This window comes from Candidatus Scalindua japonica, from assembly GCF_002443295.1.
Taxonomy (GTDB): domain Bacteria; phylum Planctomycetota; class Brocadiia; order Brocadiales; family Scalinduaceae; genus Scalindua; species Scalindua japonica.
Window position 1 is genome coordinate 12,680 of record NZ_BAOS01000040.1, and the last position, 26,032, is coordinate 38,711.

Sequence of the window (26,032 nt, forward strand, 5' to 3'; positions counted from 1 at the left end):
AAGATTTTATTAATTTTTATTGAAACAGATAATCCACTTTAAGATCGTGCCCTCTTGAAAATGCGGCAGCACTCATCATTCGTTTGCCTTCCGGCTTTACTTCTTTTATCCATATACTACCGTCTTTTGTAGCAGTCTTAATACCTTGACTTGAAATATCAATGATTGTACCTGGTGCGATGGTTGCTCCGTTTTGAGAAGGGCCATCCCTCTCTGTCCTGAGAATAATTATTCTCTCTTTCGAATTGTTCCTCATTAAGAAGGTATAAGCGGATGGTTTTGGGTTCATACCCCTTACAAAATCATGTATCCGTTTTTCTTGCTGGTTCCAGTTAATGAGACAGTCATCTTTTTTGATTTTTGGTGCCAGGGAAACGTGACGCTCGTCTTGCCGGGTGTATTCCGCGTTACCCGTTTCAATCTGCATTAAGCTATCTAATAAGGTCTCTGCGCCAAGCATACTCAATCTGTTTCCTAACTCACCAGCAGTCTCTTCAGGGCCAATTACTAACGATTTATTGGCGATAATATCGCCGGCATCCATTTTGTTGCTCATAATGATAGTGGTTATCCCTGTCTCTTTCTCTCCGTTGACGATCGCCCAGTTAATGGGTGCTGCCCCTCGATATTTAGGTAGTAGTGAGGCGTGGATGTTTATACACTTATATTTTGGTAAACTCAGTATTGTGTCAGAAATTTTTTGTCCAAAAGCGACAACTACTATAACATCTGGATTCAGCTTCTCTAGCTGCTCTATGACTTGCTCGCTATTTACATTTTCAGGTTGTATTACCGGTAATCCCGCATCTAGAGCTACGCTTTTAACAGGAGGCGCGATGGGTTGTCCCTTTCGGCCTCTGGGCTTATCCGTTTGCGTTATAACAGCAACAACATAATATTTTGATTCAATTAAGCATTTTAGACTGGGAACCGCAAATTCAGGCGTACCCATAAAAACTACATTCATACTGTATTTTAATAAGGTCTAACTAATTCCGGCTTTGTTATTTTGATAAGAGAGTTCAAGCTCTTTCAGTCTCGGTTGGTTGGCAATTGTGCTGGCAGGAGTCATTTTTTCGATAAAAAGACAACCGTTTAAGTGATCGATTTCGTGCTGCCATGCTCGACCCAATAAGCCTTCCGCTTCGATTTCAAGCTTCTCCCCTTTAAGGTTGTAGGCAATGACTTTAATATATTGCGACCGTATTATCTTACCCATTACATCAGGAAATGACAAGCAGCCCTCTTCTTCTAATGTTTCACCTTTTTCTTCACTGATATACGGATTTATGAATACCCTCTCCCCTGTTTTTTCACCTGTTACGTCCAATACCATTAAGCGAATTGACAACCCTACCTGTGGTGCTGCAAGGCCAATTCCGCGAGCATCATACATCGCTTCCAGCATCTCTTCTGCAATTTGACGTATCTCATTGTTTATCTCTTTAATTGGCTTTGCCTTGGTTTTTAAAACTGGATTTGGGTAAGTAACTACTTCCATTTTGTTATAATATTATTAAGATTTAAAAGCTTTAAATTAGTGAAAATTATCAAGTTAGTATATAGTATTATTTCCGGAAAAAGCAAGGATTATTTGTTTTTTTGTTGACAGCAGCAATTCAATGTCATAAACTTATCTTTTGAAATATAAGTAAGTTAGATCAGATAGACAACAGAATATATTAAGGAAAAGTTTAATGCCAACAAGAAAATCCGCAAAGAAAACAATAAGACAAGATGCCGTTCGCAGAATTAGAAACAGGAGTGATAAATCCGCGTTAAGAACTCAAATAAAAAAATTTGTTTCTGCCACCAAAAACCACGATTTTGATGAGGCGGGGAAACATCTGTCACTGGCAGCAAAAAAGCTTGATAAAATTGCTGCCAAAAATATTATACATAAGAAAACAGCATCACGGAAAAAATCTCGTTTAGCCAAGTTTCTTAATAAACATAAGGCTGCTGTGTAATAGACTGCTTAGAGTTCTTCCAGTATTTACCTAAATATCACATACCAGGCCGTTTAAATGTTCTTCTACGCATTTTGGTAAATCCAGCAAGTGATATCCACCCTCCAGGCAGGAAACAACTCTCCCTTCGCAGCAATCATTGGCTATGCTTCTCGTAAATTTCGTTAATGTATTGAAATCAGAAGCTTCTAAACTCAGACCACTTATTGGGTCTAAACGATATGCATCGAAACCGGAAGAGATCAACACAAATTGTGGTTTGAAGCTTTTAACTCTTTTCTTCATCATATCCTTAAAAATTTTAATATATTCCTGAGGTTGTGTGTTATATGATAAAGGTACATTTATTGTAAAACCAGAGCCACTGCCTCTTCCTGTCTCTTCTTTTCCACCTGTACCCGGGTAAAAGGGGTATTTGTGCATGGAGAAATACAATACCGAGGGGTCATCATAAAAGGTATCCTGTGTTCCATTACCATGGTGCACATCCCAATCAATTATAACAATTCTATCGATATTGTATCTTGATTGAATATACTTTGCGGCGATTGCAACGTTATTAAATAGGCAGAAGCCCATACTTCTTGTTGGTGTGGCGTGATGTCCAGGAGGACGAACTAAACAGAAAGCATTGCCTGTCTTTTTGTCCATTACTAAATCAATGGCGGTGAGCAGTGCTCCTGATGCATATAGAGCGGCTTCATATGAATCAGGAGAGACATAAGTGTCAGGGTCCAAATGTCCACCACCTGTTTCGGCAGTTTCAGCAATCTGTTCTATTTGACTGATTGTGTGAACCGCAGAGACTTCTTCTTTAGTTGCTGCTCTTGGTTTCTTAACATCCAGTGTTTGCCAGATATTAGCTGAACGGAGGTACTCAATAGTATTTATTAATCTGGCCGCATTTTCAGGATGATTGGCACCAGTATCATGTTTCAAATAAACATCATCGTAAATAAGAGTTGTCATGGTATCCTTGGTCTATTATGATTATAATGTGTCTTATGTTAAATAATTCTTTTTGCTAAATCAAATCAATTATAATCAAGGAAGTAGTATTTGAAAAGAAAGAGACCATTACAGGCTATAATTACGTACTGATTTACAAAAAATACAAAAAATATCGATTTCGGGAAGCAGGAAGAACAGGATATGTTTATCCCTTTCATGGGAAATAATTTACAAAACTCATGAATATTAAGTTTAGAGTACTTTTTATATATTTTGCCTATCTTCTCTTTACATGTCATTGTCTTTTTGCGCAAGATGGGTTTAAGAGTGTCCCTGTTCACAAGGTTGGAGAGAAGAAAACTTTCTGGAGGTGGGACCTTACTGCCATGCCGCCCGAGGATAGCGAATTGTCGGCAACGTGTCGAGGTGTTGGAAAACATGTATATGTCTTTGTTTCTGACGATGTATGGGAAGTCAATGTCTTTAAGCAGGACATAGAAAAGATAATACATACTTTTGATTGCTCTACTCCGGCAACGTCAATTAACAGTAAAAAAGGGATCTACGAGATCCTTACTGAAACTTTTGGCAATCCACCTGATGTAGACAATGACCACAGAATATATTTCCTCATCACACAGTTGGGAGAGTATCGAGGTCATGACTTTGATGGTTATTTTCGTTTCATTGATGAGATTGCAGGTAAACATAGCAACCACATGGAAATATTGTATTTAGATAGTGATGATCCTTCTGACGATTATCACCTCGGGGTTATTGCGCATGAATTTCAACATCTCATACACTGGCAGTATGACCCTAAAGAGACCAAATGGCTTAGTGAGTCATTGTCAGAAGTGGCGATGATACTTTGTGGATATTATACGGACGAAAAGAAAGTAATAAGATATTTAAATAATACGAACAGCTCCTTGATATCAAGGCATCATATGGTTGATTATGGCGCATGTCTTTTGTGGGGAACATATATTTATGAACGTCTTGGAATAGCGTTTTTAGGCAATCTGGTACGTGAGAAAGCCGGTGGCATCAAGGGTTTTCAGAATACTCTGGACAGCATGCACATTGTGGACAACTTTTCAACTGTTTTTGGAGATTGGCTGGTTGCAAACTATTTACATAATAAGATTGGTAACAATAAAAAATACAGATACCAATCAATTTCGCTTCCCATTACTCCTGCTGTCAAACATTTCCTTTCACTGCCTGTCAGTGAAACAGGAGAAGTTGCCGGATACGCGGTAGATTATTTGAAATTCACTATTGAGCGAGTAAAAAACAAGAAGCTGAGAATCAGTTTTGAGAGTGAGTCTCCAGATGATTTTCTTATCAAGGTTATCAAATTATACAATGATCACGTGTCCGATCCCCTGGTAGAAGATGTTAAATTGAGTAAGCCGATAGAGGCATTTGATGTGAAAAATTTAGGTATGGGCTGTAGAGAGGTTGTACTTGTAGTGTCGGTATTAAAACCTACTAATAAACCTGTCTCTTACAGCTATTCGGCATCCTTAATGGCGAATAGTGAAACAAAATTAAACCAGGATTGAGTGGTTCTTGATCAAAAATTGTAGGGATTTCCCGTCTGCCCGGACGAATCCATACCAGACAATTGGCAATGGGTTTGACAGCAGTTCTCTCTTCCCTGGACAAAAAGTACCGAGCTTATCCCTTGATCATTTTTCTTTTTTTCAAATTTTGATTCGTATGCATAGCAGATAAGCTCTTTCTCACTGGCCTGATCAAGTCTGTTGAGATTACATAGTACTTCTAGTGTATTAATGTGTGTATATTTTAGAAAAAAACAGGAAACAGTATTTGAGTTCAGCTTATTGGTTTACTTCCTGACGCTTAACATCTCAACAAATCCCTCTGTCCTTGTGGCGATCTGTCCGGACATATAGTTTGTATCATCAACGCAATCGCCATCAAGATTTAAAAGGGGGATGCCCTCTTTAGCCATCTCTGCTTTTACTGTAGGTATTGCAGCGTTGTTTCTTCTGCATCCCCAGGTTGAAAATGCGATTATACCGTCTACATTGTAATCTCTGGCTAAAGTTTTTATTACGTGTAGTCTTTTATCTAATGGTCCGTTGTTGTGATTGGATATAAGCTTTCGAGCGAGGCTTTCGTAAGGATTATCAGGGTCTAATTTGTCCCAGTAGACGTGATTAATTTCCTCAAAAACTATTTTAGTTTTTCCCGCATTTTTGATTTTATCAAAGACGTCTGCTTTAAAATATGGTTTTAGTTCCAGCCAGAGCAACCTGATCTCTTTTTCATCGGCCACTTCTCCGTTCTCTCTTCTTGTCGCAATTATCTCTTTGAGTTCATCTGCCATTGAGGTGTAAAAATCTACCGAATATTGTGAGCCGGCCAAGTAGTGGCTTGGGACCATAAACCCAAGGCCGTCGCCGCCTGCAAGAGGGGAGAGTGGGTCCTGTCTTATACGGTTCAACTCAATCATTTTCTCTCTTGCTTGATTGGACAAATCGATGGCTTCTGTAAGAGCGTGTTTCTCCATCTTTTTTCCGGTAGCTTTTTCGAGGCATTTTGTTAAGCTGATTAATTGATTTGTCAGAAATTTAACGGAGTTGTCATTCATCTCGTAAGGAACATCTACTATCATATTCTGTTTTCCCGTTATAGATTCGCAGATCTTTATTGTCTTTATGTTGCTGTCACATATCGTTGAGGTTCCTGCGAGAAACAGGGGGCGAGGATAGACACCCATGTAAGCATTTCCTAATGCGGTTCTGTGGAAAGAGCAAACATCTGTTGGTATAGCGGCCAGATCAGCTTCAGTGAGAGAATGAGCACCTTGTCCAAATTTTGAGCAGAGTGCTGCCGCTATTTCTAACGAGAAGGGATGCAGTTTCATTGCAAAAATAATCTCTGATGGTACAAAAAGAGTTGTCCATATTGAACCATTTTTGTAGGCAAGATTAAAAAGTTGAACTATGCTTTTAGATAGAATATCAAAAGACTTTAAATCGTCTTTGCCTATACCTTTGCCGGTTACTTTTGAATATAAATTCAAAAATCTGAAAAGTTCTCTAACTAAATATGGTGTCAGCTTTTTAGCAAACCTCTTTTTTGTGCTCTTTATATTGATCATGACTTTTTTTGCTTGCCTGGTTTCAATAAAATCTATATCAATGACTGGCAAAATTAATTTGATATTACCGGAAATGTTTCCTGTCGGGTATTGGTGGCTGAGAAAATTATCAGGTGTTTTTAATCATGCAGTCAGTTGCTCTATAAATGCTTCAATCCTGGTTTTTGTCTGGCCATCACTTTTAGCGCTATCACAATTAATATGGAGTAGAGGAATGTGTTTTTTCTCAAACTCTTCCTTGACCAGAGGATAATCATATAAAGTGTGATCACAGAATTTTAAGGAGTGGTAGATAGCTCCACTTATTGCTCTTCTTTCAATAAGGGAGACTATGCTTTTGATCCTTCCGAATACATCAACCATCCTTGAGCAGGGAGATCTTTTTAAATATCTTTCAGATATCGACTTGTAAGGGTTATTCGTTATTTCTACTTTTTTGTCAAAATACCTGCTGCCGGTACATAGATCTTCTGATACAACCCTGGCGCCTGCATCTTCAATCATTTTGATTATCTCTTCATTTTCCAGTATACTTCCCCAGATGAAGAGTTTTGGTACCGGGTCTTTTTCAGGAATCTCACCTATTTTTTTCATCAGGGAAGTGAGAGATGATACATAGTCCTGAAATTTTTCAGGTGCCGCGTTTATACCCTTCTTCAATAAGGTGTAGATATCATAACCGGAATACCCAACGTATCCGTTCCATTGCTTTTGTAAAAATTCCATTACGTTATCTCTCATTCCATTGTACAAAGAGATACTTCGATTGATGTCTTCATTCTGTATTTTAAGTTTAAAGTGATTTTCCAATTTTTCTTTAAATGTTTTAATTTCGCCAGCAAAATATTGTACGGATGCTTCGTCACTGTTTTTTGGAATATCAAGGAAATAATTAAATTTCTCTCCTTTGTCTATTCTTATCCACGCATCGTAAAGTCTCCTCATGCCATCACAGGAATTAGTAAACACAATCCCTTCAAGATGGTCCAGGTTTCCCGCTACTTTTTTATCGGTAAGCGTTTTTATATACGAACATATATTACTGCAGAGAAGGGATTCACCAGCCGCTCCATTTTCATCGTTTATACCTTTTATTCTTACGGGGTGGTATCCTGCCGCTCTAATAATTTCGACAGGTGTATAAGTGCAGAAATAACCAATCTTCGGCATCCTGCCGTCGTCCAATTGAACATCGGCTATTGAAACTTTATTGTTGTCGGTAGTTTGAGTGGTTTCAACTTTTGTGGCAGCGCTTGCATTTTCCAAGGCAATTAAGGCTGCACCCAGAGCGCCAATTATCTGCGGTTCTTCAGCTATTTTTATAGTACAGAGCAGCTTCTTTTCAAGTTCACGCACAACTCCTATATTCTTGGCAACACCACCGGTCATTACAACAGATTCTTCCAGCCCAATCCTTTTTGCCTGTCCTGATACCCTTTTGGCGATAGAGATATGCAGCGCTTTGCATATGTCAGGGGTCTTGTGGTCCGCTCCAATGAGGGAAACTACCTCTGATTCAGCAAAGACTGTACACAAACTGCTGATAGATACATTATCTTTTCCAGTAAGAGAGAGTTCTCCCATTTCATCAAGTTCGATCTCCAGCGTCCTTGCCATTACCTCAAGAAATCTTCCTGTGCCTGCCGCACATTTATCGTTCATGGAAAAGTCAAGAACATTACCTTTCGCGTCCAGCTTTATGGCTTTACTGTCTTGTCCGCCAATGTCTATTACAGTTCTGGCATCCGGGAAGAAATAATTAGCGCCTTTAGCATGACATGTGATCTCCGTGACAACTTCGTTTGCAAAAGGGACTTTGATTCGGCCATAACCGGTAGCAACGATATAATCTAAGTCTTTTGTTTCCAGCTTAGTAGCATCTAAGATATGTTTAAAGATTTTATCACACGCCTTTTTACTGCTGGCACCTGTCGCAATGACTTCATAGGCTACAATTTCCTTTTTTTCATTTACTAATACAGCATCTGTTGATAAAGAGCCTATATCTATTCCAAGTGTTAACATTTATTTATTCTCCTTAGAGATCTATATGAGTACTGTGTAATATGTTTATCTGTCTAAAAATTACAATCGTTGATTATATCATAGTGATATTGTGCAGTCAATGTATTGTTTTTATATACTTTTCAGTGCTTGTTAATGGCCGGATAAAAAAAGGCTTATAAGGTTTGTACCTTATAAGCCTTTAAGTGGGGTATTAATTTATTTCTTGTGCCATATCTCCTGGAGAAGTTGTTTGGATATATATTCTAACTAACATCTACACAAGAGAAAAACCTTTCATTATAACGAATCAATCATATCCAGGCGGTCATTCTGGAAAAGCTGGCTTTGGCCAGTAAGTCCGTAGCTGCCATTAGCACGATCTCTCAACTCTCCTACTTTTGACTTGTTCCAGTTGTTGACTCTGGAATAGTAACCAACAATTCTTGTAATACCGTTTAGAACGATAGGTGCCCTGTCGTTCTGGATTACGCTCACGAACTCTTGGGCTTTGTCAGAATCTGTAACTTTTCGTACGATTTCATCGATAGACACCTCAACGTATGCTCCTTCAATACCTTCGGTCTTACTGTAGTCTCTGATTACAAAAACCTCTTCTTTTGATGGTAATGCTGTGCCAATAATTTCAAGGTCTGAAGACATCTCTACAGACTCTACAAAAAGAGTTAAACTCTTCTCGATTTTTTCGGCAACTCCAGTGTTTTCCTTTAATACTGTCACTATATTCCCCTTCATGAAAAATTACAAAAAATTAAAACAATAAATCACGCCTTTTACTGATTAACTAATCCTTTCAAATATATCTCCTTTTATGGAGGTTGAAAGTAGATTGAAATTTACTGTTAGAGCAAAACAGTATCAGGACAGGCAATTAAGTTTTCGAGTGGCTAATATACTGTTTATGAGTGAAAAGTCAAGTACGAATTTTGAGAAACATACAAAATATTGTACCTTTGTGATATTTAAACACAACATTTATAGTCGCAAAGACATTTTATTACAAGAGTTACAGTATGGGGTGAATGTGCTAAGATTTAATAGATTTTAATATATTTACCTGAAAAACAGGCAAAAAGAAAAAATATTATGCGCATTATATAGAAACTGAAAAATAGAAAAAATAGTTTGTGGCTGTGTAATGCATTATAAACAAAGGAGATACCGTTTGTAGTTCTGGTTTGTTTTTTATGATCTTGCGTACTTTTCTGAAACTGTTTCAAAGGCAGATGATATTTTAGGAGAGACTAAATCTGTACCAGGGAAATTATTAACTGTTCAGGTATGTTGATGTTTTTGTAACACGCAGTAAACGCGTGTGTTGTGGTTTTCTTGTCTTTTCAGGTGTGTTCCCGGGAGGCTTCTAACGCCCGGGTTGCAATTTTTGCTGTTTCTTTCTCAGTTTTTTATTTCCAAAGACAATCGGCAATATTTGATCAACGTTTTCTACAAATTTGAACGATAACTTCTCTTTTGCTTTATCAGGAACGTCTATTAAATCCTTTTCGTTTCTTTTTGGTAGGATAACGGTAGTAATACCTGCTCTTTTTGCCGCCAGGACTTTTTCTTTAACCCCGCCAACCGATAAAACTCTTCCTCTTAGCGTTATTTCTCCTGTCATTGCAACATGAGGATTTGTTGCTGCTTTTTTAAATAGTGATATTAGAGAAATTGCCATGGTAACACCTGCTGAAGGTCCATCCTTGGGAATAGCCCCGGCAGGAACATGGATATGGTAGTCATATTTAGAGAAATCTTCTATTATAATGTTCACGGTATTCGCCTTAGCACGGACATAGCTCATTGCAGCCTGGGCCGATTCCTTCATGACATCTCCAAGCTGACCTGTTAACGTTAGCTTTCCGCTTCCCGGCATCCTGGTAGATTCAATAAATAGTATCTCTCCTCCTGATTGGGTCCATGCCAGGCCGGTTGCTACTCCTGGTTCAATAGACCTGTCCGCAATTTCAGAGAAGAATTTTATGGGACCGAGAAACTCACTAATGTTTTTGGAGTTCACTTTAACTGTCTTTGTATTACCTGACGCAACTTCTTTGGCTACTTTTCGACAAACTGTGCCAATTTCACGTTCCAGATTTCTCAGCCCGGCCTCTCTGGTATAATCACTTATTATAATCCTGACAGTTTTATCATTAATCTTTAAATTATTGCTTTTTAATCCGTGAGCTTCGAATTGTTTTGGGACCAGGTACTGTTTTGCAATTTCAAGTTTTTCTTCTTTACTATATCCCGGCAGGTACAACACTTCCATCCTGTCTCTAAGTGCGTGTGGTATAGTATCTAGAATGTTGGCTGTTGTTATAAACATTACTTTTGATAGATCAAATGGGACATCAAGATAATGGTCTGAAAATGAATAATTCTGCTCGGGATCGAGTACTTCTAGTAATGCGGATGAAGGATCTCCATGAAAATCTGATACCAGTTTGTCTACCTCATCCAGCATGTATACAGGGTTATTTGAGGAGACCTTACGGAGTCCTTGAATGATTCTACCCGGGAGCGCGCCTACGTAAGTACGTCTATGGCCTCGTATTTCAGCTTCGTCACGAATTCCTCCCAATGACATTCTGATAAATTTTCTTCCCATTGCTCTGGCTATTGACTTGCCAAGAGATGTTTTGCCTGTTCCAGGTGGGCCGACAAAGCATAGGATAGGTCCTTTCATGTCTTTTTTCAGTTTCCTGACAGCCAAATATTCAAGAATCCTCTCCTTGACCTTTTTCAAGTTGTAATGGTCTGTGTCTAAAACCTTTTGAGCACTGGGAATATTCAGGTTGTCTTTAGTAGATGTTGACCAGGGAAGCGCTATTAACCAGTCAAGGTACGTGCGTGCTACAGTATATTCTGCTGATGAAGGGTGCATTCTTGAAAGGCGGGAGAGTTCCCGGTCAGCTTCCTTTTGAGCTTCTTCCGGTAACTTTGCCTGCTTTAATTTTTTTCTCAATTCTTTTACCTCTGCAGCCTGATCATCTCCTTCGCCAAGCTCTTCCTGTATCGCTTTAAGCTGTTGGCGTAGATAATACTCGCGCTGTCCTTTGTCCATTTCGTTCTTAACTTGTGTTTGTATCTTACCGGCAAGTTCTAATACCTGCATTTCATTGTTAATGAAAGTATTTATCTTCTGTAATCGTTCTTTTACATTTGTTGATTCAAGTATTTGCTGTTTTTCAGGAACACTTATATTCAAGTGAGAAGATATTAAATCTGAAAGTTTACCCGGATCATCTATGTTAACTGTAACTATTTTTAATTCTTCCGGTAAGTTGGGAGCGACGGATATCATGCGTGAAAACTGATTCCTGGCATTTGTTGCCAGAGCTTCAGTTTCAACGTCTTCTTTATCTATTACGTCCTGTAATACATCTACTTTTGCTTTAAAGAAAGGTTCTATTGATGTGAACTCTTTAATATGTATTCTGGATATTCCTTGTACAAGCATCTTTGCCGTATCATCGGGCATCCTTAACATTTGCAATACAACAGAAGCGGTTCCGTATTCATACAGATCTGATGGCACCAACTTATTTTTTTCTTCCTCTTTATGTGTAACAAGTGCGACAAATCTGTTTGTCGCTAAAACGTTATCAAGCAGCTTAAGTTCTTCATCTGTTGATACTCCCAGAGCAGTGACCATTTGAGGGAAAACGACAACATCTTTCAGTCCAAGAACAGGCAATTCATCAGGTACCGTCAAAGATTCCGGCTCAAATTGCCCGGGAATCTTTGCTTTATCAAGTTCCGTTTTTCCAGATTTAATAGGATTTTTCTTTTTTGCTTTCATTGGAGTACAAATTTAATAGCTGATTTTAATAGATATTGTAGAATTAAACGCTTTTTCGGCTTTTGGGATAGTTATTACAATAAATCCATTCTCATATGTGGCATGAATATTGTTCGCGTCAACTTGTTTTGGAGTTTTTATTTTTCTTTCAAAGTATCCGTGTCTAATTTCAACTTGATGAAAACATACTTTATGATGGGTAGTGTCGTTGTCTCTTTTTCCGTTTACCGTGAGAATCTGATCAGAAAACAGTACTGATATATCTTCTGGCTGGAGGCCGGAAACAGCCATTTTTACTATAATATTTTTTTCAGTCTCATATACGTCAGTGGGCGGTTGCCATGGAGTTGATGGGGCAAAATCATGGCTTTTTGCCATAAAAAAGAACTCTTCAAAGAGTTTTTCAATACTACTGTGCTTTGCCATTAAATTGTTTAATTAATGAGAAATTATAAAGTAGATAACACGTCGGTTCAGTGAGATGTTGTCCTGATCACCTGCCAGTGCCGGATCTCGGACGGGGTGTTTGAGTGATACTCTTTTGTCTCAATAGCGGCCTAACTTAATATTGTCCAATATAACAACGACTGCACTGTCGTGGCTCCAAATATAAACAAAATATAACAGTTTTGCTAAGTCCATTCAATAAAAAAGCCGACCTGGGTTTTCAGGTCGGCTTTTAAAAAAGCTTTAGTATCAATTGCGTTGCGGGACGGAATTTTAATACATATCTCCGTATCCACCATATCCACCACCACCTGCCGGCATTGCCGGGGCCTTCTTTTTCTCAGGTACTTTTCCTATCATTGCGTCTGTGGTTAGCAGAAGCGTTGCTATGCTTGAAGCGTTCTGGATCGCAGTCCTTACCACTTTCGTTGGATCTACAATTCCCTGCTTGACCATATCACAATATTTAGCTTTGCCTGCATCATAACCTTCGTTTCCTTCGGAATTAATTACTTTTTCTACAACGATTGGTGCATTATCTCCTGCATTTTCTACAATCTGACTTAAAGGTGCGGTCAGAGCCCTACGAACAATATCAACACCTGTTGCCTCGTCTCCCTTGAGCTTCAGCGCTTTCAGCTTGGCGATTGCTCTGATAAGCGCGACACCACCGCCAGGTAATATACCCTCTTCAACGGCAGCTCTGGTTGCATGCAATGCGTCTTCTACCCTTGCCTTCTTCTCTTTCATTTCACTTTCAGTTGCCGCTCCAACGTTTATCAGCGCAACTCCGCCGGTCAATTTTGCGAGTCTCTCTTCCAGCTTCTCTCTATCGTAATCAGAAGTAGTGCCCTGGATCTCTGTTCGTATCTGTTCGATTCTTCCCTGTATTGCCTTGCTGCTTCCTGCGCCCTCTATAATAGTTGTATTGTCTTTGTCAATCTCAATTTTCTTCGCCCTGCCAAGGTCTTTGAGCTCGATACTTTCAATATTTATACCTAAATCTTCAAAAACTGCCTGTCCGCCGGTAAGTGTTGCGATGTCCTCTAGCATCGCTTTTCTTCTGTCGCCAAAACCAGGTGCCTTTGCAGCAGCACATTTTAATGTTCCACGAAGCTTGTTAACGACAAGGAGGGTTAATGCCTCTCCTTCAATGTCTTCAGTGATTATCATTAGTGGTTTGCCACTTTGTGCGACTTTTTCCAATACCGGCAATATTGTCTTTGCTGATGAAATCTTCTTTTCATGAATGAGGATGTAAGGATCTTCCAGGATAGTTTGCATCTTCGCTGGATCTGTTACAAAATATGGAGAGAGGTATCCTTTATCAAATTGTAGACCTTCAATCCATGTTGACTCTGTCTGGAGACTTTTCCCCTCTTCAACTGTAATAACACCGTCCTTACCTACTTTTTCCATCGCATCAGCGATTATATTGCCTATTTCTGTATCATGGTTAGAAGATACGGTACCTACCTGCTCTATCTCTTTCCTGCCTTTGACAGGAATACTCATTGCCTTTAATGTATCTACTACTTTATCAACGGCTTGCTCAATACCTCTTTTGAGTGCCATTGCATCTGAGCCGGCAACAACATTTTTCAAACCTTCCTGGAATATTGCCTCTGCAAGCACTGTGGCGGTAGTAGTCCCGTCACCGGCTACATCGCTAGTCTTTGCGGCTACAGACTTTACCATTTGCGCTCCGATGTTTTCTATGTGGTCTTCCAGTTCTATCTCTTTGGCAACGGTTACGCCGTCTTTAGTAATTGTTGGTGACCCAAAACTTTTTTGCAGTATTACGTTCCTTCCTCTTGGTCCAAGAGTTATTTTGACAGCAGACGCAAGTTGATTAATGCCTCTCTTTAAAGCATCAAACGCATCCTGGTCATAAACAATTTTTTTCTTATCAGCCATTTTCTAAAAACCTCCTTTTTTTTATAGTTTCTATCTGAATAAAATAGTTTTATATGTTTTGGAATGGATATTAATAGCAAAAAAAATGCCTGAGATAAGGTATTTAAATTGTTTTATTCATTTTTTCTACTTTATTCATCTCTAAAGCTTATTTTATAGGTGGGTTACGGTATTTGGGATAAAGAAAAAATGGTATATTTTTTTTGAGTGAAATAAGATAATTATATCTCACTGCCTAATTGGCAGTCGCTTGATATTGCGAATACTCAAGATGGTGTCATACTGGCAGTTGGCAGATAGGGGAGGAGTTTTTTACTATAACATAAGGTGTCGCTATTATATATATATCAGTGATCTTATGTGTATCGTAAGTAGAGATGTGCCGAAGTGGGGATTCGAACCACCTGTCTCCAAGTTTGTAAATGGTTTACATACATATACTTAAGGTGAACCCTTTTTATTAGTATTTTAAATTTCGTTGATTTAATAATATTAATATTAAATAGTACAGATTCCCGTTATTTTGGAAGAATGTTAAGCTTATTAGGAAACTCGGGGAAAATGCAAAACAGTAAGTCTGTAACGTCCTAATTAGTGAATAAAACCTACTGCATTCTCAAATACCTTATTTTCTACCGAGCTTTATATTGAATTCTGCAAATATTTCATGGGATTGCATATCTCCTTCGGCTGGTCCCGTAAGCCAAAGCCCGGTATCATCCAGCCCAGCATCCTTTACAATGTCTCCTGCATCATAATATCGATAGCCGAGGTCTAGTGCAAATCGATCATTGACCTTGAAAGTTGTCCCTGCCATCACTTGCCAGGCAAAGTCTGTTTCGCGTCCACCTGGTATTTCGCCACTGAAAGGTGGGAAAATCCAATCAATATCATCGAGGTCATTATGAGCGATGCCGACTCCAACACCGACAAATGGTCGAAATCTGGCCAATTTGACCGGTAAGTCATAATATCCGTTAAACATATAAGCTGTTGACTTAATATCGGCTTCGAAAAAAGTCCCAGCAGCATCTGCTTCGCCTAATTCAAAATCCCAACGGCGAGAGATTGTGAAATCCGTACGAAAGCTCTTGTTAAAGCGATAGCCCAAGCCACCGGTAACAATGGGTGAGTTCTCAATGTCGTCAAGCTTGTCACCACCTGTAAGCGATGGAAATACTATAAATAGAAATGGATTGATATTTGGATTGTCTTCCTCGAAGTCGGCATCCTTTGACCAGGACTAACCGGAACCAACTTTAAAGTAAAACCCGGAGTCCTTGGCAAGTGCCTTCCCTGCCGAAAGAAAAAAGATAATGCAAATTGCCGATACAATTACTACGGTTGGTCTTTTTTTGGATGCGTCCATATCTCTCTCCTTTTCTCAATAATTTATGTTTATTACACTTGGAAAAAAATTACATAAAATTTAAGAGTGTTTAGATTAACGGATAACAAGAGATGCATAATTTAATAACTGATACTTGCGCTTTATACTAACCTTCATCAGCTTTGTAGTCAATCAACTATCTTAAGTATATCATGTCCTGTTTCATAAAGCAAAACATATTATCGGTTGAGACTAAATCAATTACTTATTTTTTTTTCAAAAAGCTTGATGGTCTTTGCGTCTTTACTGAAGGTATGAGGATGTTCTGTGTTTTCTTAGAAATTCTGTTGTAAGTCTTCGGTTATTTAAGAGAAATGTTAATGATTTGTGTTTAAAAGAGTTAAGATATGCCGAAGCGGGGATTCGAACCCCGACATCCTTGCGGACACTAGCTCCTGAAGCTAGCGCGTCTGCCAATTCCGCCACTTCGGCATGTTGTTGAAGAATAACAACTTAAGTTATTATCAGAAAATATTATAGATATTTATGTGATAAATACCAGTTTATTCCAGTTAAATATTTTATTGCTTTGCTCAGGTAAGTAGGTATTCTATTGTTACATTTCTGTCACGCTCTTTTTCCAGTAGTCGGATTAATCAACCTTGTCTCCAATGTATTACCCGATGAGAAAAACTGTGCAGGTGCTGACTGCGTAAAATTTAAACGTCTATGGAATCCGCCAGGTAACACAACTCTACCATTACCACCTATGTTAGTTATTGCTATCTTTTGCCCACCATACTCTATCCAGAATTTTATTTCTATTAGTGCTGGTTCGTTATTGGGGTTACTAATTCATATTTTAATTCCATACAAAGATATATTTTTTGCATAATTCCATGCCTCCTTACTTCCCTATAACCTAAATTGGAGAAAAAAGTTAATAACTATGCAATGTGTCTTCCTGGATGCCGAAAGCATCAAAAATAATTTTTTGTCTTTTGGATAATTCGCTGAGAATCGGATCGTTTTTCTCTATGTGAGTGATTTTTAATTTTTTGAGTTCAGCAAATAATTCTTTTACTGTGTATTTGTTAAATAACTTCTTTTCCTTCATAACTCTTGATGCTTCTGCATAGATAATCAACGCAACAAATTTTATAAATAAACGGCCATCGACATTATATTGACTATGTGCTCGCAACCTATCTCCATTCATTTCATTTTTGTATATATCAAACATTTTTTCAACCTGATCTTTTTGGCGATAAAGATTTAATACTTCCGCTTTGTCCATTTGTTGTTTGTTTGTTATTAACACAAAGCTTCCCATTTTATAAATAAACGATTTTATCTTTTTTGCATTTTTTTCTATCCGCAATGTCGTTTTATTCCATTTAAAATAATCTCTGTATTGTTCTGGAATATTTAACTTTCTATATTTCAGGTATTCCTTAAGCACTTTAAAACTTTTATCCTTAAACTTCTCCTCGTATTCGAATAATACTGAGAAAAAATTATGTTTTTGTTCTACTTCAGATTTTTCATTGAAAAAAATATGTGCGTCAAATTCGTTTCCATCAAATTCAAAAGGTCTTTGCTGGTAATGCAGTATCTCTTCATTGAATTTAAAGGCACTGGAAAGATCTGACAATAATCGTTTATTTTTTTTTATTAAAGTCTTTACTTTTTTTAAGCTAAAAGGCAGTGGCTGAACAAAGGACACTTTGCTTTTGCTGTTATTCATTTCCAATACATTTGCTTTACTAAAGAAACCTCTATCCAGCACAAACAAAATGTCTTTTAGCTTGAATACTTTCAAATACTCAACGCAGTTCTTTAAGGTAGTAACATCTACAATACTTCCAGGGTATAAATTGTAATAAATGGGTAAAGAGTGATTGTGGCAAAATGTTACTCCCATATTTAATTGAGGTAGATTCTCTTTATCACGATTGTAACCCCATTCTATAAAATCAACGTTTGTAGAGTAGCTGGAAATAGAAGTTATATCGTAAAATATCCCGTTGATTGGCTTTAAATGTTCTATCCATTTTTGAACAAACTCTACCCTTTGTGATTGCGATCTTCCCAAAATATCACACAGTTTTGATATGTCAGGAGAATACATCTTTTTAACTCTCGGCAAATTATGCTCATCAAGCCAATAAGGAAACAGGTACAAGGCCGAGGCTTCTATAATTTCATAAAATGCTAATGCTAATATCTCTTGATAGTTATCAGGAAAGAGAGATTTTAAAATCTCCGTCAATCCAAGCTTGTCTGATAAAAATCTTAGCAAAAAGACGTTGCCTTGTCCTTTTGAGACCAAACTGGAACGGATTTGCTTGGTTTTATCCTTATTTACGTTCCGTTTTGGACCGATATAGGTTCTTCGTTGACGTGATTGCTTTTTTGCTTTATCCCAGTAACTTTCTACCTTGTAGAGGTATATCCTACCTTTTATTTTCTGCTCTACAGTATAAGCCATAGTATTAACTATTTAATAACTAGTAAATAGCCGTATAGTACGGTATATACAGTATTAATGCAAATATTAATTCATTGGCTATATATATACCTATGCCTCCATAATCCTACGGATATAAGGTACAATTATTAATAATCATCAAACGTTTAGTGTCTCTGTCTCTCACCACACAACCTTATACAAGAAAATAATCTCTGCCTTTTATATCAAGATCAGTTGATGACCGTGGTTGTTTATGCTATGCAAAATTACCAAATTATGACCAACATCTATTAGTGGGTTTTTAGTATTGCATAATATTTGATCTTTTATTGCAATAATAAGTTCAGTAATTCCAAATAGACATACACTTTTAATCCTGGTGATAATTGGATGGCTGTAAATCTTTCTCCAAAGAAGGATTATACAGGAACAGTTATTCGAATTTAAGTGTATAAGTGTGTAATAAGCCTTGAAAATGTAAGGTTTAATTGTTAATATAAGAAACTTTAGATCTGTTTGTCACTATGGAAATTGTAGCTACGAATAAGAAGGCCCGCTTTAATTATGAAATTATTGAAAAAATAGAGTCGGGTATTTCGTTAAAAGGAACAGAAGTTAAATCTGTTCGGAATAAGAATGTCAGTATAGGTGAAAGTTACGCTCAAATAAAGGAAAATGAGGTTTTTCTTCATAATTTGCACATTAGTCCATACGAGCAGGGAAATCGGGAGAACCATGATCCTGTACGTGTGAGAAAATTACTCCTTCATAAACAGGAGATTAAAAAACTGGTTAGTAAAATACAGCTTAAGGGACTCTCTTTAGTCCCTCTTTCAATTTATTTAAGGAAAGGAAAAGTAAAGATTGAGTTGGCAGTTGGACGAGGCAAACGATTGGTAGATAAAAGAGAATCCATAAAGAAAAGAACAATTGAACGTGAGATTAGTCGTATCGTTAAAAAATAAATAGTTATATGTAAACTTAAGGGGGCGAAAGGTTTCGACCGAGTAACTGGATGCAAGAGTTGCACTCTGAGGTGGTCAGGAGGCCTCATAAAAAACCTGGCAAAAACTTAAATGCAGATCATCAAGAACTTGCATTAGCTGCGTAAAACCAGCTGCGTCTTTTCAATTCTCTCCTGCGGAGTTGAATGGGCGAAAAATAGCAGGATTGTTAAATCTTTTCTCTCAAAGGGGGTTTAATGAAACTTTATTTTGAGATAGTTGTTTTGAAGGCCTGTCTGTCGGCATTCAAAACGACGAAATCAAAAGATAGACTATGTGTGTAGACGCTTTTGCTGAAATACTTTGGGACGCGGGTTCGATTCCCGCCGCTTCCACCATTAGACCTGTTAATGTAACACATTATTATTTATTTAATGATTAAGGATACTTTCACAAAAGATGGGCTCTGCAAGGATCTTAGTTATTGCGGATGCCTGGGAAACCGTAGATGGGCATAGAGGCTTTTTCGAGTTATGCAGTTTGGAGACAGGAGTTGCGCTGAACACGAAGGTCTCAGGTCTCATTGGTAATCCAGGAAGAGAGAAGAATGGATCTTGCAATAATTGCTTTTAAGGTCCAGAATATATCTTGGGTTGATGTCTTATCCAAGGTCAGTGCCGTAGACCCATTTATTCCTGCTATTTTAATTCATGGAAGTAGTTCTAAACGAATTAAATCGATATTTAAAATCAGATATTCAGGCATACATTCCAAAACCAATTGAATGGGATTCTTTTCTCCAAAAAGTAAAAAAAATACTTGCCTCTCAAGTGAGTACAGTAGCATAAATCGCTTTTCAAACCCTAACCCAGACAAACGGGAAAACCAGAAATCCGAAGCACAAAATTCGAAACAAATCCGAATGCTAAAGAAATAAATGTTCTAAAAAAACATGTTCAAAGCTGTACATTTAAGATTTTAGCATTTAGGTTTTTTATTTGTTTCTGATTTCGATATTCAAATATTTTTATTAAGAGACTAAGATGAAACTCTTTTTGAGCAAGAAACATACCACATACAAAATCCCCTTTTTCTTCTTAGTCCTCCTCCTGCTCTTTTATGCCATATGTCTGGAAAGTGGATGGTCCACTCCTGAAAACAGAGAACTTAAGGACGATATAGATGCTATATTACAGAAATATAAATCCAAAAATACCCAAGTGGGAATAAGCATATTTTCGATTAGTAATAATAAATATCTATATGAATTCAATTCTGATGAACTTTTTGTAGTTGCTTCCAATATGAAGTTGTTTACGACAGCAACTGCCCTTGTCTATCTTGGAGCGGGTTATGAATTTAAAACTGAAATACTCTATCGTGGTAATATCTCCGTTGATGGCAAACTGGATGGTGATATTATCATAAAAGGAAGTGGTGACCCAAATATATCAGGAAGGTTCTTCGATGGCAATGTAACCGCAGTTCCTGCCTATTGGGCTGACAGGATCAGGGAGCATGGAATACAGGTAATTAATGGTGATATCATTGCGGATGACAGCATCTTTGATAGAGAATTTGTTCATAGTAACTGGCCTAAAGACCAGCTTACGAAATGGTACTGCGCGCCTGTAAGCGGTCTCTCTTTTAACGATAACTGTGTTGATGTGATAGTAGAACCTGACAGTAAACCAGGAGGTCTTATTTCCGTTCGGACAGAGCCTGAAACATCTTTTGTAAAAATAATTAATAAATGTAAAACTACTGCGTTAAAATCAAAACAGTCTTATTCATTGTACAGGAAGCCATTTGAAAACCAGATTTATCTCAAAGGTTTTTTGTGGTTAAAGAGTAAGCCGAGGAGAGAGTGGATGGCTATTTATAATCCTCCATTGTATCTGACTACTGTATTCAAAGAGATGTTAGAAAATAAAGATATCCGTATTTTGGGGGAAGCACGGGTTATAAATGAGTCGGATAAAAATACCGGGAACAGGCTCCATAAATTATTCACTACCACTTCAAGTTTAAGACAATCTATTACAGTAGCCAATAAGCGTAGCCAGGGATTCTACGCGGAACAGATACTGAAGGCTCTTGGGGCAATCATGAATAACGACGGCTCTTTTTCAGGAGGGTTGGAGGTAATTATAGATTTCATTACAAAATTAGGAATCCCGGAGGAGAGTTATCATCTTGATGATGGTTCCGGATTATCCAAAAAAAACAAATTAACGCCGGAAATGTTCACAAGATTACTACGCTATATGTACAAACATAAAAATGCCGGAATCTTCCTGAAATCACTTCCAATAGCGGGGACAGATGGCACTCTGAAAAAACGCTTGAGAGAAAAACCATATAAATCGAGAATAAGAGCAAAGACAGGGTATGTTAATGGGACAAGTACACTTTCTGGCTATGTTAAGACATTAGACGAGGAAGTGATAGCATTTTCAATATTGGTAAACAAAATAAGAGGTAGTGCCTGGAAGGCAAAGCAGCTTCAAGATGCTATATGTAAGTTTCTGGTTACTTATTAAATAGACACTAATTTTCACCTATTATCACGAATTAAAAAACAATTGACACGCAGAACGTATTTTACTATATATTCAAAGACGTGTCCATGGTATCATCACTTCAAATCATTGATTTTAAATACTTCCCTGTATAAGATCCCTTCGTACCGGCAATTTTTTCGGGAGGACCTGCAGCAATCACCTCTCCACCTCTTTCTCCTCCCTCAGGTCCCATGTCGATGATATAGTCTGCAGTTTTGATAACGTCTAGATTGTGCTCAATAACAATTACGGTATTCCCCATATCCGTCAGCTTGTGGAGTATCTTCAGGAGTTTCCGAATATCTGCAAAATGAAGTCCGGTTGTGGGCTCATCAAGTATATATAGCGTTTTTCCAGTACTCTGTTTTGCAAGTTCAGTTGAGAGTTTTACCCTTTGCGCTTCACCTCCGGAAATGGTAGTGCTTGACTGCCCAAGTGTTATGTATCCTAATCCAACGTTTTGTAGTGTCCTCAATATGCGCTCAATACGGGGGACATTTTTGAAGAAATCATACGCCTCTTCCACTGTCATGTCGAGTGTGTCTGCAATGGTTTTGCCCTTATATCTTATTTCCAGTGTTTCCGGGTTGTATCTTTTACCTCTGCATTGTTCACAGAGGACAAACATATCCGGCAGGAAGTTCATGGCAATTTTCTTCGTCCCCTGGCCTTCACACAACCCGCACCTGCCTTCTTTAACGTTAAAACTGTAACGGCCGGATTTGTATCCCCTTATCTTTGATTCCTTTGTCTGGGCAAAAACATTTCTTATGTGGTTGAAGAGGTCTGTGTATGTTGCTGGGTTTGATCGCGGTGTGCGACCAATCGGGGATTGGTCGATCTCTATTACTTTGTCAATTTTTTCTATTCCCGTTATCCTGCTATGTTTCCCCGGCTTGAGACGACTGCCATATATCGACTTCATTAAAGCTCTATGTAAAATCTGATCGATAAGAGTGCTCTTGCCCGAGCCTGAAACGCCGGTTATACAGCAGAATACGTTTAATGGGATTTGGACGTCAATTGATTTAAGGTTGTTTTCCATTGCGCCTTGTATCAAGATAACGTTTTTCATATCTGCTTTTTTTCTTATGCCGGGGATTTCCACCTTAAGTTTGTGGTTCATATATTGAGAGGTTAATGACTCTTTATTGGAGGTTATTTCTTGAACAGAGCCCTCTGCTACTATCTCCCCTCCATGTTCTCCTGCACCAGGTCCCAGATCAATTACATAATCTGCATTACGTATAGTTTCTTCATCATGTTCAACTACTATTACAGTATTTCCGGAATCCTTCAGTTTTAATAATGTATCAATTAATCTTTTATTGTCTCTCTGGTGTAATCCAATAGTAGGTTCATCCAATACATAGCACGCACCGATCAGGCCGGTCCCTACCTGTGTTGCCAGTTGGATCCGCTGCACTTCTCCACCGGAAAGTGTATCACTCCTTCTGTCCAGTGTTAAATAGTATAATCCGATATCAAGCATGAAGCCTGATCTGATTATAATCTCTTTTAAAATCCCTTTTGCTATGATCTCTTTCTCTCCCTTGAATTTAAGGGCCTTAAAGAAGTCAAAGGCATTTTTTACCGTCATTGAAGTGATTTCATTTATTGTTTTTCCATTAACTTTTACGGATAACGCTTCAGGTCTTAACCTGGCTGCTTTGCACCCTTCACATGTAGTGTATTCCATATATCTTTCAAGGCGTTTTATAACATCCGGACTGTTTGTTTTGTCATATACCTGCCATAATACCGGAATGACACCTTCAAAGCGTTCCCCCGCTTTAAGGTTTTTTTTATTGAGAGGTTCTCCGTGTAACAAAATATTTTTAGCCTTTTTCCCGATCTTCCTGATCGGTACCTCCGTGTCAATACCATATTTTTCTGAAAAAATGTCTAATAAACTGTTGTAATGCCCCTGTGTAATTGGACTCCATTTTGACCATGCATGAACAGCATCTTCTCTTAGACTTAATTCCTCATTTGGTATTATCAATTCCGGATCAAACTCCAGAGTCATACCTAATCCTTCGCACTCTCTGCACGAACCATAGGGGCTATTGAAGGAGAACATTCGGGGAGCAAGTTCTTCATAGCCGATCCCACAATCCGGGCAGGAATAGCGTTCACTGAAAACCATATCCTGCCACTTTCCTTTCTTTTCGCGCGCAACAATTACGACGCCTTCTCCCAGTTCCAGACTCGTATGTATTGAGTCACTGAGCCTTTTTTGAATATCATCCTTAACTACAAGTCTGTCTACGACGATATCAATATCATGCAATTTATACCTGCTCAGTTTGACGTCGCTGCCTGCATCAATAACCTTCCCATCGACTCTGGCACGTACGAACCCCTTACGTCTTATTTTCTGAAAAATCTCTTTGTGTTCACCTTTTTTGCCCTTAATTATTGGTGTTAGAATCATAATCTTTGTGCCATAGGGAATCCGTGATACTCTATCCATAATCTGCTCTATGGATTGTCTGGTAATTGCAGTTCCACAATTATGGCAATAGGGAGTGCCGACTTTCGCAAAGAGAAGGCGTAGATAGTCGTATATATCAGTTGTTGTGGCGACGGTAGAACGCGGGCCTGAATGGCTTGTTCTCTGCTCGATTGCGATAGTGGGAGGGAGGCCTTCTATGATATCGACGTCCGGCTTCTGCATCTGGTCGAGGAATTGTCTGGCATATGAGGAGAGGCTTTCTATGTAACGTCGTTGCCCCTCCGCGTAAATAGTGTCAAAGGCCAGGGAGGATTTCCCGGAACCGCTTACACCGGTTATAACCACAAGCTGATCTCTCGGAATGTTTATGTTTATGCTTTTCAGATTGTGTTGTCTTGCACCATTTATTGATATGTGATTGACAGGTTCTGACTTAATAGAGTTACTTCTTTTTACTTGCATCAGTCATCTTCTTCCAGTTCATAACCAAGTGTGTCAATAACCGCACGCCAACCCCGGTAGCGCCTTTTCTTATGTATGGAGTATCCTTTTCTACAAGAAACGTTCCTGCAATGTCAAGGTGTACCCATGGGAAGTCTTCTACAAATTCGGCTAAGAAACACGCAGCTGTAATAGTCCCCGCGTATTTACCTCCGGTATTCTTAATATCTGCTATGTTGCTTTTTATCAAATCATTATATTCTTCCCATAGCGGTAATTCCCACACTCTTTCATGGCAGTTTTCACCGGATTGTTTTACCCGGTCTTTAAGCTCTTCATTGTTACCAAGCATGCCTGATGCAAAAGTGCCAAGCGCAGCGACACATGCGCCGGTTAATGTGGCAATGTCTATCATGGCATCAGGCTTATACTTTTTCGCGTAACTGATTGCATCAGCCAGAATCAGGCGTCCTTCAGCATCAGTGTTTAATATCTCTACCGTCTTTCCTGACATATATTTGATAATATCACCCGGTTTCAGGGCACGGCCACCGGGCATGTTTTCTGTACATGGTATCAATCCCACAATATGGGAGGATGGTTTAAGGTCGGAAATAGCCTTAAAAGTACCCAGCACAGCGGCGGCACCCGACATATCGGCCTTCATCAGATCCATACCTGCCCCGGGTTTTAAGGATATTCCTCCTGAGTCAAAGGTTACACCTTTACCCACAAGGACTATTGTATCATTAGTGTTTTTCTTAGAATTATATTCAAGGATGATAAATTTAGGTGGTTCAGAGCTTCCTCTCGATACATTCAATATACCGTTCATACCCAGTTTTTTCATTTCCGGGATGGACAATACTTTACATTTAACTCCAGTTTTCTTTGCAATCTCTTTTGCTTTATTTGCAAGGAATGTTGGCGTTGCGTCGCTGCCCGCCATATTTACAATATCACGTGAGAAACAGACGGCTTCTGCTTCTATCTGGCTTTTCTGTACTGCAGATTTAACATTTTCCAGGTCATCCTTCTTCTGAACAATCAGAGAGTAATTTGTAATATCCGTTTTTTCTTCCTTCTTTAATGTTTTATACATGGTGAAAGTATAGAGTGACAATAAGATGCCTTCTACCACTGAACGAGTAACATCTTCCAGAGAGATCTCCTTATTTTCTGTTCCATATAATAATAATGAAGGATTTTTATATTTCTTTTCCTGGATAACTCTGGTGGCTGTGCCTGCGGCCTGTCGGGCTTTGTCAAGTGAAAACGCGGTCGATTTTCCCAGCCCGACTAACAGGACTCTTTTTGGAGCAATCTTCTTATCAGTTGGGATTAGTATCGTTTCATTCAATTTTCCGTTAAAATCACCGTTTTGCAGTAAACTTGATATTGCCTTTCCGGATGCTTTATCAAGGGCGTTTAAATCGGAAGGGATTTTTTTTATATTTTCAAAGAGACTTATTATGATTATGTCTGTAGATTTTTTTTCTGCTGCGCCAAATGTTACTGATAACTTCATCTGAAATCCTCCATAATATATAAGAAGAGAAACAACTGTTTTT

Annotated in this window: 18 protein-coding genes, 1 tRNA gene and 1 other RNA gene; 5 read left to right on the forward strand and 15 right to left on the reverse strand. The window is 38.4% G+C overall.

All coding sequences use genetic code 11. From position 1 onward, the window contains the following. Positions 1 to 16: 16 nt before the first annotated feature. A complete protein-coding gene (gene fmt / locus SCALIN_RS19490; RefSeq protein ID WP_096896118.1) occupies positions 17 to 967 on the reverse strand; it encodes a methionyl-tRNA formyltransferase in 951 nt (316 codons plus the stop codon). 18 nt (positions 968 to 985) lie between these two features. Then, on the reverse strand, positions 986 to 1,501 hold the full coding sequence (gene def, locus SCALIN_RS19495; RefSeq protein ID WP_096896119.1) for a peptide deformylase: 516 nt from the start codon (positions 1,499 to 1,501) through the stop codon (positions 986 to 988). Between the two features lie 196 nt (positions 1,502 to 1,697). On the opposite strand from def, the gene rpsT reads away from it, so the two are divergent. Continuing rightward, on the forward strand, positions 1,698 to 1,970 hold the full coding sequence (gene rpsT, locus SCALIN_RS19500) for a 30S ribosomal protein S20 (RefSeq protein ID WP_096896120.1): 273 nt from the start codon (positions 1,698 to 1,700) through the stop codon (positions 1,968 to 1,970). 30 nt (positions 1,971 to 2,000) lie between these two features. Here the strand turns inward: rpsT and SCALIN_RS19505 are convergent, their stop codons facing one another. Next, positions 2,001 to 2,939: a histone deacetylase family protein gene (locus SCALIN_RS19505; RefSeq protein ID WP_096896121.1), complete on the reverse strand. Its 939-nt coding sequence runs from the start codon at positions 2,937 to 2,939 to the stop codon at positions 2,001 to 2,003. A gap of 221 nt (positions 2,940 to 3,160) precedes the next feature. Here SCALIN_RS19505 and SCALIN_RS19510 point away from each other — a divergent pair, with 221 nt between their 5' ends. Next, positions 3,161 to 4,492: a hypothetical protein gene (locus tag SCALIN_RS19510; RefSeq protein WP_096896122.1), complete on the forward strand. Its 1,332-nt coding sequence runs from the start codon at positions 3,161 to 3,163 to the stop codon at positions 4,490 to 4,492. A gap of 287 nt (positions 4,493 to 4,779) precedes the next feature. On the opposite strand, the gene SCALIN_RS19515 is transcribed toward SCALIN_RS19510, so the two are convergent. The 10 genes from SCALIN_RS19515 to SCALIN_RS19555 all read right to left on the reverse strand — a co-directional run bounded on the left by SCALIN_RS19515 (position 4,780) and on the right by SCALIN_RS19555 (position 18,072). Continuing rightward, positions 4,780 to 6,060, reverse strand: coding sequence for a 2-hydroxyacyl-CoA dehydratase subunit D (locus SCALIN_RS19515; RefSeq protein ID WP_133112076.1), 1,281 nt, complete (start codon positions 6,058 to 6,060; stop codon positions 4,780 to 4,782). A gap of 123 nt (positions 6,061 to 6,183) precedes the next feature. Next, positions 6,184 to 8,085 (reverse strand): 2-hydroxyacyl-CoA dehydratase, encoded by a 1,902-nt coding sequence (locus SCALIN_RS19520; RefSeq protein WP_096896124.1) that lies wholly within the window; start codon positions 8,083 to 8,085, stop codon positions 6,184 to 6,186. 279 nt (positions 8,086 to 8,364) lie between these two features. Further along, on the reverse strand, positions 8,365 to 8,805 hold the full coding sequence (locus SCALIN_RS19525) for a hypothetical protein (RefSeq protein WP_096896125.1): 441 nt from the start codon (positions 8,803 to 8,805) through the stop codon (positions 8,365 to 8,367). 640 nt (positions 8,806 to 9,445) lie between these two features. Next, complete coding sequence (lon, locus tag SCALIN_RS19530) at positions 9,446 to 11,887, reverse strand: endopeptidase La (RefSeq protein WP_096896126.1); 2,442 nt, start codon at positions 11,885 to 11,887, stop codon at positions 9,446 to 9,448. A gap of 12 nt (positions 11,888 to 11,899) precedes the next feature. Next, positions 11,900 to 12,313, reverse strand: coding sequence for an Hsp20/alpha crystallin family protein (locus SCALIN_RS19535; RefSeq protein WP_096896127.1), 414 nt, complete (start codon positions 12,311 to 12,313; stop codon positions 11,900 to 11,902). Positions 12,314 to 12,607: 294 nt separating this feature from the next. Then, the gene (gene groL / locus SCALIN_RS19540; protein ID WP_096896128.1) at positions 12,608 to 14,251 is read right to left on the reverse strand and encodes a chaperonin GroEL; all 1,644 of its coding nucleotides are present in this window, start codon (positions 14,249 to 14,251) and stop codon (positions 12,608 to 12,610) included. A 625-nt stretch (positions 14,252 to 14,876) separates the two neighbouring features. Then, positions 14,877 to 15,452, reverse strand: a complete 576-nt coding sequence (locus SCALIN_RS19545; protein ID WP_096896129.1) for an outer membrane protein — start codon at positions 15,450 to 15,452, stop codon at positions 14,877 to 14,879. Between the two features lie 42 nt (positions 15,453 to 15,494). Continuing rightward, positions 15,495 to 15,620 carry a hypothetical protein gene (locus SCALIN_RS23550; RefSeq protein WP_261341055.1) on the reverse strand — a complete coding sequence of 42 codons (126 nt, stop codon included), beginning with the start codon at positions 15,618 to 15,620 and terminating at the stop codon, positions 15,495 to 15,497. A gap of 369 nt (positions 15,621 to 15,989) precedes the next feature. Further along, positions 15,990 to 16,073, reverse strand: a tRNA-Leu gene (locus SCALIN_RS19550). Positions 16,074 to 16,521: 448 nt separating this feature from the next. Further along, entirely contained in the window at positions 16,522 to 18,072 is a 1,551-nt protein-coding gene (locus tag SCALIN_RS19555; RefSeq protein ID WP_096896130.1) for an IS1634 family transposase, read from the reverse strand. 506 nt (positions 18,073 to 18,578) lie between these two features. Between SCALIN_RS19555 and smpB the strand changes: the two genes are divergently transcribed. The 3 genes from smpB to dacB all read left to right on the forward strand — a co-directional run bounded on the left by smpB (position 18,579) and on the right by dacB (position 21,541). Further along, on the forward strand, positions 18,579 to 19,019 hold the full coding sequence (gene smpB, locus SCALIN_RS19560) for an SsrA-binding protein SmpB (protein ID WP_096896131.1): 441 nt from the start codon (positions 18,579 to 18,581) through the stop codon (positions 19,017 to 19,019). A gap of 20 nt (positions 19,020 to 19,039) precedes the next feature. Continuing rightward, positions 19,040 to 19,396: a transfer-messenger RNA gene (gene ssrA, locus SCALIN_RS19565) on the forward strand. 645 nt (positions 19,397 to 20,041) lie between these two features. Next, entirely contained in the window at positions 20,042 to 21,541 is a 1,500-nt protein-coding gene (gene dacB, locus SCALIN_RS19570; RefSeq protein ID WP_096896132.1) for a D-alanyl-D-alanine carboxypeptidase/D-alanyl-D-alanine endopeptidase, read from the forward strand. A gap of 100 nt (positions 21,542 to 21,641) precedes the next feature. Here dacB and uvrA read toward each other — a convergent pair whose 3' ends face one another. Together uvrA and SCALIN_RS19580 are read right to left on the reverse strand one after the other, a co-directional pair. Continuing rightward, positions 21,642 to 24,482, reverse strand: a complete 2,841-nt coding sequence (gene uvrA / locus SCALIN_RS19575) for an excinuclease ABC subunit UvrA (RefSeq protein WP_096896133.1) — start codon at positions 24,480 to 24,482, stop codon at positions 21,642 to 21,644. Next, the gene (locus SCALIN_RS19580) at positions 24,463 to 25,989 is read right to left on the reverse strand and encodes a leucyl aminopeptidase (RefSeq protein WP_096896134.1); all 1,527 of its coding nucleotides are present in this window, start codon (positions 25,987 to 25,989) and stop codon (positions 24,463 to 24,465) included. The genes uvrA and SCALIN_RS19580 overlap by 20 nt, the downstream gene beginning before the upstream one ends. Positions 25,990 to 26,032 lie beyond the last annotated feature (43 nt).